Source organism: Aeromonas sp. XH, assembly GCF_033348475.1.
Classification (GTDB): Bacteria; Pseudomonadota; Gammaproteobacteria; order Enterobacterales; family Aeromonadaceae; genus Aeromonas; species Aeromonas sanarellii.
Genome location: NZ_CP137630.1, coordinates 405,995 through 420,133 on the forward strand (window position 1 = coordinate 405,995; position 14,139 = coordinate 420,133).

A 14,139-nucleotide genomic window follows, 5' to 3' on the forward strand; every position below is an offset into this window, starting at 1 on the left:
GATCGGACTCCTGTCGCGGAATGAAATATCGATGTTAACAAGGGGGTCATTGACAAGCCAGGCACCGGTCAGTGATCGGACCGGTGCCTGAGGGTGTTGCTATGCCAGCAGTCCTTTCATCGTGGCCAGCAGGGTACGCACGTCCTCGGGACGGGTCTGACCGCTCTCGCTGTCGATGATGGAGCTGTAGATGTGGGGGATCACCTTCTCGACCCCGGCATCCAGCGCGATGCGCACTATCTCCTCGAAATTGTCGAGATCGATGCCGCCGGTGGGCTCCAGCCAGAAGCCGTGACGGGCGCAGGCCTCGGCCACCGCCTGATACTCGGCGCGGCAGGCCAGGCCTCCCATGGGGAAGAACTTGACCGAACTGCCGCCCATGTCCTTGAGCAGGGCGATGGCGGTGTCGATGGGCACAATGCCGTCCGGCTGCTGGCTGCTCAGGGGACCGGTGGAGATCTTCACCATCCCCGGGGTGCCGGTGGGGGAGACAAGGCCGTTCACCAGGGTGTCAGACTGGCCGAGCAGTGCCCGGCTGGCGCCAACGCCAGTGAACACCTGGTTGACGTGCTGGGGCTGCAGCTGGCGAGCCAGCTCGGCCACCATGGCGGACTGGCGCGGATCGCCGGCCCCCAGCCCGATGGAGAGGGCGTTGTCGATAAGCCTGGCGTAGGCCTGCATGTCAGCGACGGCGGAGGGCACATCCGGGTAGTTTTTGGAGAGCACACCGACCAGCACGTGGCCCTCGGCGGCTTCATAAATGTCGACGGCATTCTCTTTGGAACCTGCCAGCACGTTGAGACAGACCCGATCACGGTAGTAGTTGGGGGTAAGGGACATCAGTTGTTCTCCTGAACGAGGTGGGCGATGGCGGCATGGATCTGGTTGAGCTGGAGCTGGGTGACGCTGCGCACGTCTATCTCGATGTGTCCCTCGTTGGCCTTGTAGCCCCGGCAGTAGATGGCAGGCGTGCCCTGCTGCAGGCGGGAGACCACTTCCACCGTGGTCATGCCGATCTGCTGGTGGTCGAAGGCGATATCGGTGCGGGCGATGTCGCGCCCCGCGCTGTCCCACACTACCTTGGCGCTGATGCCGGGCAACTGGTTGAGGCGCTCGATGAAGGGGGTCATCTTGGCGACCATGGCGGCGCCGCTCTCCTTCTCCTTGGCCAGGGAGCGCTCGATGGCGTGGGTGAGGCCGAGGATCCCCTCCTTGCCCACCTTCATGGCACGGCCGATGCCGTTGGCCTGCTGCTTGACCCACTCCACGTACTGACGCTTGCCGAGCACCAGGCCGCTGGTGGGCCCTTCGATGGCCTTGGCGCCGCTGTAGATGACCAGATCCGCTCCCTGGTTGTAGTAGAGACGCAGATCTTCCTCGGCCGCCGCATCGACGATGAGCGGGATCCCGTGGGCCCTGGCCACCTCGGCCGCCTCGGACACCGACAGAATGCTCTTCTGCACGCAGTGGTGGGACTTGATGTAGAGGATGGCGGCGGTGTTGTCACTGATGGAGGTGGCCAGTTGGGCGGCAGAGCACTCGTTGGCGTAGCCGGCCTCCACCACCTTGCCGCCCCCCAGGTTGACCATGGTGCCGACGGGGGCGCCGAAGTTCACGTTGTGTCCCTTGGGCAGCACGATGTCGCTCGGCACATTGTGGGCATGGGCGTGCAACTGCTCGAGACGGTAGGGGTCGCCGCGCACTATCATGGCGGCCACCGACTGGGCGATGCCGGCGCTGGCGCAGGAGACCACCACCGCATCTTCAACGCCCAGCAGGTCGGCCAGGTAGGCGCCGGTCTTGTTGATCAAGTCTTTGACCTCGAAGTAGTGGCCGAGGCCGAAGTTGACCGCCTCGACCACCTCCTGCTCGGGGGTGGAGACGCCGAGGATGGTCATGCGCCCGGAGGCGTTGATCACCGGTTTGAGCCGGTATTTCTCATACACGGAAGGCATGGTGTGATTTCCCATAGTGAGTCAGAACCAGTTCGCCACCGACCAGGGCGGCGAGGGGCATCAGTTGCCGATCGCCACTGCGGGCGCCGGCTTCGGTATCGGTAAAGAGGGTGGGGCCGTTCATCACCTCGAACAGGGTCAGATCGGCATCGGCGCCCACCTCGAGTCGCCCCTTGCCGGACAGGCGCAGGGCGTCGGCGGCATGGTGGGTGACGCAGGCGAGCACCTGCTCCAGGCTCATGCCGATGGCGAGAAATTTCGACATCACATGGGCCAGGCTGTAGACGGGCCCCTTGATGCGGTTCTTGCAGTAGATGTCGGAGCTGATGGTGCGGGGCAGGATCCCCTGGGCAATAGCCAGCTCCGCCACCTCGAAGCTGAAGCTGGCGCCGCCGTGGCCGATGTCGAGCAAGAGCCCACGCCGCATCGCCTCGCGCACCGCCTGGCGCAGCTCGCCCGCCGGAGTCAGGATGCGATTCGGCTTGCCGTTGAAGCAGTGGGTCAGCAGATCGCCGTCCCCCAGCAGGGCGACGATCTCGTCCAGATCCGGCGGCGTGTTGCCCACGTGCACCATGAGCGGCAGGTTGCCGTTGGCCTGCTGGATCTGCTTGGCCATGCGCAGGGGTTGCAGACCGTTCTCACCCACCACGCTGCCGCTCATGCGTGCCTTGATGCCGACGATGAAGCCGGGATGGCGTCGAATGGCTGCCGAGGCGAGATCCATATCGAGGTCCCGGCTGTCCGCCAGCTCGTTTTGGCGCAAGAGACCGATGCGGGAGATGTTGAGCAGGGCGTGCACCCGGGTCTTGCAGGTGGCGGCTATGCGCTGGAAGTCGTCCACGTCGTCGGCGCCCGTGCTGCCGGCGTCGATGACGGTGGTGACGCCGGACGCCACCCCCACCTTGTCCGGTTCATCGCAATAGATGGGGGAGGCGGGATAGCAGTGGGTGTGGCCGTCGATCCAGCCGGCGCTCACATGCACCTGTCCGGCCAGAGTGAGGGTTTGCTTCGCCTCCGTGGTCTCTGGCAGCGCACCCAGGGCCGCTATCCTTCCGTCCAGGATGGCGATGTCGACGAGTTGCCCGTTTCCCAGGCGTCCCGCCCTGATGATCATGTCGTACATGCTGATGGCCTCGACAAGGCCGCCCCGAGGGGCGGCGGTGATTCCGGGCTTATGCCAGGGCGATGGGGAAGAAGGTGCCGAACAGCATGGCTCCCAGGATGGCGCCCCCCGTGATGGGCTTCTCCCAGAGGTAGAACACCAGGGCGCCCAGCAGGGATCCGATGCCGATGGGGATGGAGGCGCCCATGGCGGAGAGGATGATCAGAGGGCCGAGGAAGCGGCCCGAGCTGTTGCCGGCCCCCATCATGACGTCCGCCCCGTAGGTGGAGTCGCTCTGGTTGATGGTGAACTTGCGCGCCAGGATGATCACGTAACCGATGGCCAGACCAATCCCCATGCCGGTGATCAGGGAGGCGGTGAAGTTTTCCACTGGATAGACGATGCCTGCCCCCAGCAGCAGGGCGGGCACGCCAAGGCCGACCCCGGTCTGGATGGCGCCGCCGATGTCCAGGATCCCCACCAGGGAGCCCTCTATGATGCGGGCGAACAGGAAGCTGGCGCCAAAGGCGGCCACCGCACCGTAGGCGCCGGTGTCCATCCCGGCCTTGAGCATGGCAACGAAGGCCACCTCGTTGAAGGCGCCGACCCCGTAGAGGTAGAACATATGGGTACCGGCGAAGACGCCGGAAGAGAGCAGACCGACAAAGATGGGGAAGGACCAGTCGGCATACCAGAAGTTGTTTCTCAGTTTCTCATCCATGGTGTGATCCCTTATTTGCCGCTCAGCAGGTTGTGGACGTTCTCCAGCCACAGGGGGATCCCCAGGTGGAAGGACTCGATCAGTTTCATATCAAAGCCGCGGAAGAAGCCGCTCAGCACGAACAGCAGCACGATGGCGCTCATCATGACGCGGGTGACGTGGTTCCAGCCGCTCTCTTCCACGCCCTTGCCGATCAGGATGCCGAGCACCAGACCCGGTACGGCGTTGCCCATGATGAGCTGGGCCAGACCGCCGAAGATGGTGGCCCAGAAGCCGGACTTCTTGCCTGCCTCGATGGCGGCCAGCCAGAAGATCACCGGCATGACGGTGTTGACCAGCAGGTTGGCGGCGGGCACCAGCACCTTGACCGCGGTCACCTGCAGGGCGGCAGGTACGGCGGCGGCCGTGCTGTTGAGGAAGGCGACCACGATGGCACCAATGATGCCGCAGGCGATGGCCATCTTTTTGGGATCATGGAGGGTGGTGGCGAGATCCCGGTTCTTGATCATCAGGGCCGCTGCACCCCAGTTCGGCAGGATGCGGTGATCCACGTCCTGAGTGAAGGCGCCGGCCGCGACCGTGGAGGCCCAGGCGTTGAAGAAGAAGCCCAGACCGAACGAGAAGTGGGAGGCGGGGTCCCCTTCGCAGGAGTTGAGCTCGCCCAGGGTACGGAACGCGCCCATCCCCTGCACGGTCGGGGCGTGGAACATCCGCGCCGCGCCAGCCCCCACCCCGACACCTACCAGGCCGCCGATGATGAGTGACTTCATCAAAATGATTAGAAACATCCAACTTGTCCTTTTGGTTGTGGGGTCAGGCGAGGGTGAAGTCCACCTTGTCGACGTCCAGGCTGGTGACCTTGACGGTGATCGCCAGCCGGACCCGGTACTCGCGGCGCTGACGTGGCAGGAAGAAGAACAGGAACTTCTCCACCCGTACCGACTCCTCGGCCATGAGTACCTCGACCTCGAGGGGTTCGATGCGCAGCATCACCCGCGGGCTTTCCTTGAGCAGGCCGGGTTGCACCTGGCTGAGGGCGGCGGCAAACGCCTGCTGGCGGGTCGCGCCCTTGCCGTTGACGGTGACCTGGGTGGTGAAGTGTTCTTTCATCAGGCGCGTCCGTGTTTCTTGGCGAAGGCCTCGACCAGCTTCTGGCCCAGCTCTTCCTTGTCCATGAAGCCGAAACCCAGCACCACGCACCCCTCGTTGATGGCGGTGACGCCCTCCTCGATGGAGCGCATGCCGTAGCGGCACTTGTAGCCGTACTTGGTCTGGGCCGTGATGGCACCGGCGCCGCCGCTGCCGCAGAAGGAGATGCCAAGGTCGGCCTGCTCCCTGTTCATCACGTCACCAAGCTTCATGTCGGCGGCCATGCCGGGGATGACGGTCACGGTAGCGCCGGCGGCTTCTGCGCCCGCTCCCACTTTCTGACCCTTGCCGAGACGATCTCCAATCACGAGTTTGATGGCTGTCATTTAGCTTTCTCCTTTGACTGAGCTGAGCTCATTTTCTTTGGCAACTTCGAAATGGACGGACAACAGGTGCGCCTCCTCGTAGGCGAGTCGCTCCAGCCAGCTGACGACCTGCTCCGCCAGGCGCAGGGAGAGGGGGGAGATCTCCTCGAACAGGCTGAGGTCGACTTCCGGCAGGGATTCCCCGCTATGGGAGCGCCACACCATGGCCTTGACGTGGGAAGCCAGCATCTGCAGCTGCACCTCGTTGGGACGGATGCCCTGATCCGCCAGCAGGTTGTGGATGCGGGCCAGGGTGAGATCGGTCTTGCGCAGCAGCGCCGGGCTGTCCGGGGTAAGGGGACTGTCATGGGGGTCGGTATTCAAGGTCTGCTCTCCAGGCTGGCAGAAAGGATGGGAGCACCTTAAGGCGGGGGGGCGGCGGAGAGGAGGCAGGTTTTTTCCGATTCGAAATGGAAATCCGGAGGAAACGGCGTCGGGAGAGGCCATTTTTGTGGTCAAGAGGGAGAAAAGGGGGGATCAGGGGACGGTGAGGCGTGATCGGAGTCGCGTTTTGGCGGTTCCGCCCCCCGAGGACGCATCGGTGAAAACCGTGAGTCATCTCACGAACAAGCGGGAGCCGGAGGGCTGCAGATACAAGAAAGGGCCCTCTCGGACCCTGCGAAGGTGTGCCGGTCAGGTGGCGGGGACGGCGCCGCTGGTCGGCAGGTTCTGATTCTGGTAGCGAAGATCCTCTTCGATGACGACTTCGACGTCCAGCGGCTTGCCATTGCGGATCACCGAGATGATGAGCCTGGTGCCAGGGCGGCTCTCGACGATCTTGTCCATGACGGGACGCACGCCCGTGATGGCCTCGCCGTTGATCTTGAGCAGCACGTCTCCGCGCCTGAGGCCGGCCTTGGTGGCGGGACCGTTGGGATCCAGGCTCTCCACCACCAGGCCCTGCAGATCTCCGAGGTTCAGCATGCGCGCCACTATGGGGTTGATCTCGACGCTGGAGATGCCGAGGTAACCTCGGATCACCCGGCCGTTGGCGATCAGCTCGTCCATGATGCGCTTGGCCAGCTTGTAGGGAATGGCGAAGCTGATGCCGTAGCTCTCCTGGTTGCCATTGAGGTGGTAGGCGGCGGTGTTGATGCCCACCAGGTCGCCGCGGGCATTGACCAGAGCCCCTCCCGAGTTGCCCTCGTTGATGGCGGCGTCGGTCTGCAGCAGATCCTGCCGGCCGTTGCTGTCCGGCCCCATGCTGGAAAGGCCGATGCGGCCGGTGGCACTGATGATGCCCTGGGTGATGGTCTGGCCTACGTTATAGGGGTTGCCGATGGCGAGCACTACGTCCCCCACGTCCGGCAGACGCTCCGGATCCTGCGGGATCACCGGCAGGTTGTCCGATTCGATGTAGAGCACCGCCAGGTCGGTCAGCTGATCGGTGCCGACCAGCTCGGCGCTGAATACTCGCCCATCCTGCAGGGCGACGATGATCTGATCCGCGTCGGCGATGACGTGATAGTTGGTGAGCACGTGGCCGCGCTGGTTCATGATGACGCCGGAGCCCAGCCCCTGGGGCCTGAGTTCGGCCTTCTCGCCGCGATTGCCGGCGAAGCTGCGGGTGTAGATGTTGACGACGGCCGGGCCGGCCCTATGGGCGGCGTAGGAGAAGCTCAACTCGCGAGCACTGGTGATGAGGCCCGGCAGGGGAGCGCCGCCGCGAAAACTGGGAAACAACAGCAACAGGAGTGCAGCCACGGTGAGGCCAAAGCCGACAGACTTGCCCAAGTAACTGATCAAAGGTGGGATTTTCATGTCATTCTCGTCCGTACACGCTGCGCGCAGAGAATAACATCATCGGTGGATAAAAATCACCCGCGGCGGTTGCCGCGGGTGTGAGGGACTTAACGGATCACCAAATAGAGGGAGGAGTCGCCGCGCTGGATGTTCAGCGCCAGCACGTCCGGCTTGTTCTTCAGTGCCTTGGTCAGTTCACCCATGGAGTTGATGCGCAGGCGGTTGACCCCGATGATGATGTCGCCCTTCTGCAGGCCGGAGGCGGCCGCAGGGGAGCGCGGATCGATGTCGGCCACGGCCACGCCGGTCACCGGCTCCGTGGTGGTGCTGAGCTTGGCCCCTTCCAGTGCCGGGTGCAGGGCGCTGGCGAGGATCTCGCTGTCATCGGCCTTCTTCAGGGTGACCTTGACGGTCTGCTCCTTGCCGTCGCGGATGAGGCCGAGGGCGACCTGCTTGTCGGCCCCCATGGTGGCGATCTTGGCGCGCAGCTCACCGAAGGAGCGGATGGGCTTGCCGTCGATGCTGATGATGATGTCGCCCGCCTTGATACCCGCCTTGGCGGCGGCGGAGTCGGGCATGACCTGGTTGACGAAGGCGCCGTCCTTCTTGTTGTAGCCGAAGGTCTTGGCGATCTCGCTGGTGAGCTCGGTGCCGGTGATCCCCAGCTGGCCGCGGCGCACTTCACCATACTTCACGATCTGCTCGGACAGGTCGCGCACCATGTTGGACGGGATGGCGAAGCCGATGCCGATGTTGCCGCCGTTCGGGCCCAGGATGGCGGTGTTGATGCCGATCAGCTCGCCGCGCAGGTTGAGCAGGGCGCCACCGGAGTTGCCCGAGTTGATGGCCGCATCGGTCTGGATGAAGTTCTCCAGGTTCTCGATGTTGAGGCCGCTGCGTCCCAGGGCGCTGACGATGCCGGAGGTGACGGTCTGGCCCAGGCCGAACGGGTTGCCGATGGCCAGGGCGTAGTCACCCACCCTCAGCTCGTCGGAGTCGGCAAACTTGATCTGCACCAGATCCTCGGCCTTGATCTGCAGCAGGGCGATGTCCGACTGCTTGTCCTCGCCGATCTTCTTGGCCGCGTACTCGCGACCGTCTTTCAGGTTGACCTTGATCTCGTCCGCCTCGTGGACCACGTGGGCGTTGGTGATCACGTAGCCCTTTTTGGCATCGATGATGACGCCGGAGCCCAGCGCCTGGAACGGCTGCTCGCTCACCTGCTCGTCAGGCATGTTGGGGCCGAAGAAGAAGCGGAACTGTTCCGGCAGACGCTGGCGGGTGATCTTCTTGCCAGAGACGGAGATGTTGACCACGGCAGGGGTCACCTGCTCGAGGACGGGGGCCAGGCTCGGCATCTCCTGGCTGTTCGCCGACAGGGGCAGGGCGGCTTGTGCCGGTGCTGCGGACAGGGCGATACCGACACTGAGGGCTAAGACACTGAATACAGAAAGAGATTTACGCATATGAGAAACAGCTCCCAGAAAAAGTTGCAGTGCAATCGTCAAGGTCTGACCACGATAAGGCGTAATTAGTTCCACCAGAGACTAGCCTGGCTGCTTGAGCAGACCGGAGGCACCCGCGTAATCGCGGGGGGGTTGACCCGGCTCTTCACCGGTAGAGGCGTCGCTTGTCTCTTCCACCTGAGGTTCACGGAACAGCGGCTCCTGCGCCTTGGCTAGGAACTTGCTCTGTTCGGCCATGTGGCGATAGAGGGTCTGGTACTGTTCGGCCAGTTGCTCCATCAGGGCGGCGCTGTCGGCGAAGTGGGTGGTGATCTGGCCCTGATAGCTCTCCAGCTCCTTGTGAGCCTTTTTCAGCTCCTGTTCCAGGCGTCCGGCATCCCGGCTGCGGACAGTGAAACGGCCGATCAAGACGCCGATGATCAGGGCGGCAACCGCCAGCAGGATCCCGTTAAGCAGAGTCATAGAAGCTCCTTGTTACAGCTAAATCGATGAATTTGAAGCGGTCGGATTGACCGCAACGCCTCGTTGGCACTATACCGTGCCCCCCGAGAGCGTGATACCATTTTGTCCCTCATTCAGGGACTTGGAGGCGGTTTACAGGATGACCCCGCAGCAAAAATATCAGCAGGATTTGCAGCGTCCCGGCTTTGTGGCCGACCCGGCCCAGGCCATGGCCGTGGCCCGCCTGGAGCGACTCTATCAGGATCTGTGTGCCAGCCCGACTCCGACCAGATCCCGCGGCCTGCTGGGCTGGCTGCAAAAGCCGAAGAGCCGCGACCCCATCCAGGGGTTATATATGTGGGGCGGTGTGGGCAGAGGCAAGACCTGGCTGATGGATACTTTTTTTGAGAGTCTGCCGGGAGAGCGCAAGTTGCGCATCCACTTCCACCGTTTCATGCACAGGGTGCATGACGAGCTCAAGGGGCTGACCGGGCAGGCCGATCCACTCAAGCTGATCGCCCGCAAGCTGGCCGACGAGACAGATGTCATCTGTTTCGACGAGTTCTTCGTTTCAGACATCACGGATGCCATGCTGCTGGGCACCTTGTTCCAGGCGCTGTTCGGGCACGGCGTGGTGCTGGTGGCCACGTCGAACATACCGCCGCAGGATCTGTATCGAAATGGCCTGCAGCGGGCCCGTTTCCTGCCGGCCATCGCGCTCATCGAGCGCCACTGCGAGGTACTCAACGTGGATGGGGGCATCGACTACCGTCTGCGCACCCTGGAGCAGGCGGAGATCTATCACTTTCCGCTGGACGAGCAGGCCAGGTGCAACCTCGACCGCTATTTTGGGCAACTGACCGGGTTGCCTCAGGCGAGCCCCACCAGGCTGGAGGTCAATCACCGCCAGCTGAGTGCGTTGGGGATGGGGGAGGGGGTGCTCTACATGGAGTTTGAGCAGCTCTGCTGCACTCCGCGATCCCAGGGAGACTACATCGAGCTGGCCCGGGAGTTTCACACCGTGCTGCTGGCCAATGTACAGCCCATGGGCTCGGGGACGGACGATGCCGCCCGCCGCTTCATCGCCATGGTGGACGAGTTCTATGAGCGGCACGTGAAGCTCATCCTGTCGGCGGCGGTGCCCATGCAGGCGCTCTATGGCAACGGCCTGCTGAATTTCGAATTCAAGCGTTGCCTTTCACGGCTCCAGGAGATGCAATCGCACGAATACCTTGCCAGAGTGCACCTTCCTTAGTCACAATACCGCGCCTGCCAGTCGGATGGGCATCTGCGGCAGGTAGGGCCGGGCGACATTTGCTGGTTTCATGGCAGTGAAATTAGCAGGTGATATTTAAGGCAACTTCACTTATAATCGCCCGGCCCACGTTACAGCTGTCGATAAGACAGCAACACTTTAAGCTTTACTTGTATTCGAAGGGGTACAGGTAGGCCATCGTTTGTTGTTTGTGGGAGAGCCCCCATAAGCAATTGGGTCTGTAACAGGTAATTGGGTTTAACTTAATGAAAACTTTCGTTGCCAAGCCAGAAACCGTAAAACGTGACTGGTACATTGTGGACGCAGAAGGTAAAACTCTGGGTCGTATCGCAACCGAGATCGCTGCTCGTCTGCGTGGTAAGCACAAAGCCGAGTACACTCCGCACGTTGACACCGGTGACTACATCATCGTTGTAAACGCCGAGAAGGTACACGTAACCGGTAAGAAATTTACCGACAAAATGTACCACGCTCACTCCGGTTTCCCGGGTGGTATCAAGTCCATCAGCTTTGACAAGCTGATTCAGCGCAAGCCGGAAATGGTAATCGAAGCTGCCGTCAAGGGCATGCTGCCGAAGGGCCCGCTGGGCCGTGCCATGTTCCGTAAGCTGAAAGTTTACGCAGGCGCAGAGCACGCTCATGCTGCTCAGCAACCTCAAGTACTGGATATCTAACGGGAACTGGCAACATGGCAGAAAATCAATACTACGGTACCGGCCGTCGCAAAAGCTCCACTGCTCGCGTCTTCATCAAAGCGGGTAGCGGTAAAATCGTAATCAACCAGCGCTCCTTGGAGCAATACTTCGGCCGTCCGACTGCCCGCATGGTAGTTCGTCAGCCGCTGGAACTGGTCGAGATGACCGAGAAACTGGATCTGTACATCACCGTTAACGGTGGTGGCATCTCCGGTCAAGCTGGTGCGATCCGCCACGGTATCACTCGTGCTCTGATGCAGTACGACGAGACCCTGCGTTCCGAACTGCGTAAAGCAGGCTTTGTTACTCGCGATGCCCGTAAGGTTGAGCGTAAGAAAGTCGGTCTGCACAAAGCGCGTAAGCGTCCGCAGTACTCCAAGCGTTAATCCGCTTTTGGTACGCACTCTCACGAGTGTCAAAAAAGCCTGGCCACGTGCCAGGCTTTTTTTATTGGTAATCTTACATACGTCAATGCTAAGCATACGTCACAAAAGACAAAAATTTGTGTATTTATTGTTTTTGCCCCTCGCTTCCCTTTCTTGTCAAATTGTTATCTTTTCTTTAAAATTTCCATGGTCTTTCTGTGTCAATTGCCACTCCGCTTCCGCCGCAGTTGTCAGGGAGAGGAGATAGGAAACGGGGACACTATAAGAATGAGCGGAGTCCACATGGGAGAGTTTTTGGATGAGCAATGCGCCAGTTGATACCGGTCGCCGCAGATTTCTTACCTGGTCAACGGTTGCCGTTGGCGGAGTAGGAGCTGCTTTTACCGCAGTGCCGTTTATAAAGTCATGGAACCCGAGTGCCAAAGCCAAAGCGGCGGGCGCACCGGTAGAGGTGGATATCAGCAAGTTGGAGCCGGGTCAGCTGATCCGCGTCGAATGGCGCGGCAAGCCGGTCTGGGTGGTGAAGCGTACCAAGCAGACGCTGGATGCCCTGGCTGCCCACGATAGTCAGTTGCGAGATCCATCCTCGGACGAACCACAGCAGCCGGACTATGCCCACAACGGCTACAGATCTATCAAACCCGAGATCTTCGTTGCCGTGGGCATCTGTACTCATCTGGGCTGTTCCCCCTCCTACCTGCCGGACAGCTTCGGCGAGCAGGTGCAAGGGGTGACCTCCGGCTTCTTCTGCCCGTGCCATGGTTCCAAGTTCGATATGGCCGGTCGGGTGTTCCAGGGCGTGCCCGCACCGCTGAACCTGGTCATTCCGCCATACCAATTTCTTAGCGACACCACCATTCTGGTGGGTGCCGATGGCAAGGAGGCCTGACCATGTTTGCCAAACTCATGGGCTGGATTGACGATCGTTTCCCGCTCACGGCCATGTACAACGATCACATGGCCAAGTATCCGGCTCCCAAGAACCTGAACTTCTGGTACTTCTTCGGTTCCCTCGCCATGCTGGTGCTGGTCAACCAGATCATCACGGGCATCTGGCTCACCATGAACTACAACCCGTCGGCAGAGGGGGCCTTCGCCTCCGTCGAGTACATCATGCGGGATGTGGATTACGGCTGGCTGCTGCGCTACATGCACTCCACCGGCGCCTCCGCCTTCTTTGTGGTGGTCTATCTGCATATGTTCCGCGGCATGATCTACGGCTCCTACCAGAAGCCGCGCGAACTGCTGTGGATCTTCGGCATGCTGATCTTCTTGGTGCTGATGGCAGAAGCCTTCATGGGCTATCTGCTGCCCTGGGGCCAGATGTCGTTCTGGGGGGCCCAGGTCATCATCTCGCTGTTCGGTGCCATTCCGGTCATCGGTGACGATCTGACCCTGTGGATCCGCGGTGACTACGTCATCTCGGGCGCTACCCTGAACCGCTTCTTCGCGCTGCACGTGATCGCACTGCCGCTGGTGCTGGTGATGCTGGTGGCCATGCACATCCTGGCGCTGCACGAAGTGGGTTCCAACAACCCGGACGGTATCGACATCAAGAAGCACAAGGACGAGAACGGCTGGCCGCTGGATGCGGTGGCATTCCACCCCTACTTCACCGTCAAGGACATGATCGGTGTGGCCGGTTTCCTGTTCTTCTTCTGCGCCATCATCTTCTTCAAGCCGGACATGTGGGGTTACTTCCTCGAGAAGCCGAACTTCGAGGTGGCGAACGGGCTGAAGACCCCGGCGCACATCGCCCCGGTATGGTACTTCACTCCCTTCTACGCCATCCTGCGGGCGGTGCCGGACAAGCTGCTGGGGGTCGTCATGATGGGGCTCTCCATCGTCGTGCTGTTCCTGCTGCCCTGGCTGGATCGCTGCAAGGTGCGTTCGGTACGCTATCGCAGCACCCTGCATAAGCTGAACATCGCCCAGTTCGTGGTCTGCTTCATCATTCTGGGTGTGCTGGGGGTGTTGCCATCGACCCCGACGCTGACCCTGATTGCCCAAATCTGTACTCTGGGTTATTTCGGGTTCTTCGTCCTGTTGTTCTTCTACAGCAAGAATGAGCGCACCAAGCCGCTGCCGGAGAGGGTGACATTCAAATGAAAAGAATAATTTTTGCAGTGCTGGCCCTTCTGCCCGGTCTGGTGTTGGCCGCGGGCAGCGGCTTTCCCCTCGACAAGGCGCAGTACGACCTGAGTGACAAGGCATCCTTGCAACGGGGCGCCGCCACCTTCATGAACTACTGTGCCGGTTGCCACTCCACCCAGTATCAGCGTTACAACCGGGTGGCCGCCGACATCGGCATTCCGGAAGATCTGATGAAGGAGAACCTGATCTTCACTGGCGCCAAGATTGGCGACCTGATGAAGAGCGCCATGTCCGAGAAGGATGCGGCCAAGTGGTTCGGTGCGCCGCCCCCTGACCTGACCCTGGTCGCCAGGGTGCGGGGCGCTGACTGGGTGTATACCTATCTGCGCTCCTTCTACGTGGACGAGACCCGACCGTTCGGAGTGAACAACGCCGTCTTCCCGTCCGTGGGCATGCCTCACGTACTGGAGCCGCTGCAGGGGACGCCCCGCGCCGAATTCACGACCCACAAGGTCGATGGCGTCGATGTCCAGCAGGTTGTCAGCATCAAATCTGACGGCAACGGTGAAATGAACAACGAAGAATATGATCAGACGGTACTGGATCTGGTAAACTTCTTGGTCTACTCGGCTGAGCCGGTGCAGCAGGAGCGCGAACGCATGGGCTTCTGGGTGCTCGGTTTCATCGCTATCTTCTTCATCTTCACTGTGCTGTTGAAGAAGGAATTCTGGCGCGACGTTCACTAA

The 14,139-nt window shown here is 61.3% G+C and carries 17 protein-coding genes; 6 read left to right on the top strand and 11 right to left on the bottom strand.

The window, feature by feature from the left end:
- Positions 1-99: 99 nt before the first annotated feature.
- The 11 genes from dagF to R2B70_RS01905 all read right to left on the bottom strand — a co-directional run bounded on the left by dagF (position 100) and on the right by R2B70_RS01905 (position 8,963).
- Entirely contained in the window at positions 100-840 is a 741-nt protein-coding gene (gene dagF / locus R2B70_RS01855; protein WP_318162493.1) for a 2-dehydro-3-deoxy-phosphogluconate aldolase, read from the bottom strand.
- Positions 840-1,955: a DgaE family pyridoxal phosphate-dependent ammonia lyase gene (locus tag R2B70_RS01860; protein ID WP_318162494.1), complete on the bottom strand. Its 1,116-nt coding sequence runs from the start codon at positions 1,953-1,955 to the stop codon at positions 840-842. The genes dagF and R2B70_RS01860 overlap by 1 nt, the downstream gene beginning before the upstream one ends.
- A complete protein-coding gene (locus R2B70_RS01865; RefSeq protein WP_318162495.1) occupies positions 1,939-3,078 on the bottom strand; it encodes an amidohydrolase/deacetylase family metallohydrolase in 1,140 nt (379 codons plus the stop codon). Before R2B70_RS01865 ends, R2B70_RS01860 begins: the two co-directional genes overlap by 17 nt.
- Positions 3,079-3,127: 49 nt before the next feature.
- Positions 3,128-3,778, bottom strand: a complete 651-nt coding sequence (locus R2B70_RS01870; RefSeq protein WP_042074435.1) for a DUF4310 family protein — start codon at positions 3,776-3,778, stop codon at positions 3,128-3,130.
- Positions 3,779-3,789: 11 nt separating this feature from the next.
- A complete protein-coding gene (locus R2B70_RS01875; protein ID WP_134694721.1) occupies positions 3,790-4,566 on the bottom strand; it encodes a DUF4311 domain-containing protein in 777 nt (258 codons plus the stop codon).
- 25 nt (positions 4,567-4,591) lie between these two features.
- Complete coding sequence (locus R2B70_RS01880; RefSeq protein ID WP_318162496.1) at positions 4,592-4,888, bottom strand: DUF4312 family protein; 297 nt, start codon at positions 4,886-4,888, stop codon at positions 4,592-4,594.
- Positions 4,888-5,253 carry a glycine-rich SFCGS family protein gene (locus tag R2B70_RS01885; protein WP_216991547.1) on the bottom strand — a complete coding sequence of 122 codons (366 nt, stop codon included), beginning with the start codon at positions 5,251-5,253 and terminating at the stop codon, positions 4,888-4,890. The genes R2B70_RS01880 and R2B70_RS01885 overlap by 1 nt, the downstream gene beginning before the upstream one ends.
- Entirely contained in the window at positions 5,254-5,616 is a 363-nt protein-coding gene (locus tag R2B70_RS01890) for a PRD domain-containing protein (RefSeq protein ID WP_043762655.1), read from the bottom strand.
- Between the two features lie 309 nt (positions 5,617-5,925).
- Positions 5,926-7,053: an outer membrane-stress sensor serine endopeptidase DegS gene (gene degS, locus R2B70_RS01895; protein WP_318162497.1), complete on the bottom strand. Its 1,128-nt coding sequence runs from the start codon at positions 7,051-7,053 to the stop codon at positions 5,926-5,928.
- Between the two features lie 89 nt (positions 7,054-7,142).
- On the bottom strand, positions 7,143-8,501 hold the full coding sequence (locus tag R2B70_RS01900; RefSeq protein ID WP_209794240.1) for a Do family serine endopeptidase: 1,359 nt from the start codon (positions 8,499-8,501) through the stop codon (positions 7,143-7,145).
- Positions 8,502-8,582: 81 nt separating this feature from the next.
- Positions 8,583-8,963: a YhcB family protein gene (locus R2B70_RS01905; protein ID WP_042078458.1), complete on the bottom strand. Its 381-nt coding sequence runs from the start codon at positions 8,961-8,963 to the stop codon at positions 8,583-8,585.
- Positions 8,964-9,102: 139 nt separating this feature from the next.
- Between R2B70_RS01905 and zapE the strand changes: the two genes are divergently transcribed.
- The 6 genes from zapE to R2B70_RS01935 all read left to right on the top strand — a co-directional run bounded on the left by zapE (position 9,103) and on the right by R2B70_RS01935 (position 14,139).
- A complete protein-coding gene (gene zapE / locus R2B70_RS01910) occupies positions 9,103-10,197 on the top strand; it encodes a cell division protein ZapE (RefSeq protein ID WP_318162498.1) in 1,095 nt (364 codons plus the stop codon).
- Positions 10,198-10,463: 266 nt separating this feature from the next.
- Positions 10,464-10,892, top strand: coding sequence for a 50S ribosomal protein L13 (rplM, locus tag R2B70_RS01915; RefSeq protein ID WP_005336289.1), 429 nt, complete (start codon positions 10,464-10,466; stop codon positions 10,890-10,892).
- Between the two features lie 14 nt (positions 10,893-10,906).
- Entirely contained in the window at positions 10,907-11,299 is a 393-nt protein-coding gene (gene rpsI / locus R2B70_RS01920; RefSeq protein ID WP_005336286.1) for a 30S ribosomal protein S9, read from the top strand.
- 298 nt (positions 11,300-11,597) lie between these two features.
- A complete protein-coding gene (gene petA / locus R2B70_RS01925; RefSeq protein ID WP_042078454.1) occupies positions 11,598-12,188 on the top strand; it encodes a ubiquinol-cytochrome c reductase iron-sulfur subunit in 591 nt (196 codons plus the stop codon).
- Positions 12,189-12,190: 2 nt separating this feature from the next.
- Positions 12,191-13,408 carry a cytochrome b gene (locus tag R2B70_RS01930; RefSeq protein ID WP_042078452.1) on the top strand — a complete coding sequence of 406 codons (1,218 nt, stop codon included), beginning with the start codon at positions 12,191-12,193 and terminating at the stop codon, positions 13,406-13,408.
- Positions 13,405-14,139 carry a cytochrome c1 gene (locus tag R2B70_RS01935; RefSeq protein WP_318162499.1) on the top strand — a complete coding sequence of 245 codons (735 nt, stop codon included), beginning with the start codon at positions 13,405-13,407 and terminating at the stop codon, positions 14,137-14,139. The genes R2B70_RS01930 and R2B70_RS01935 overlap by 4 nt, the downstream gene beginning before the upstream one ends.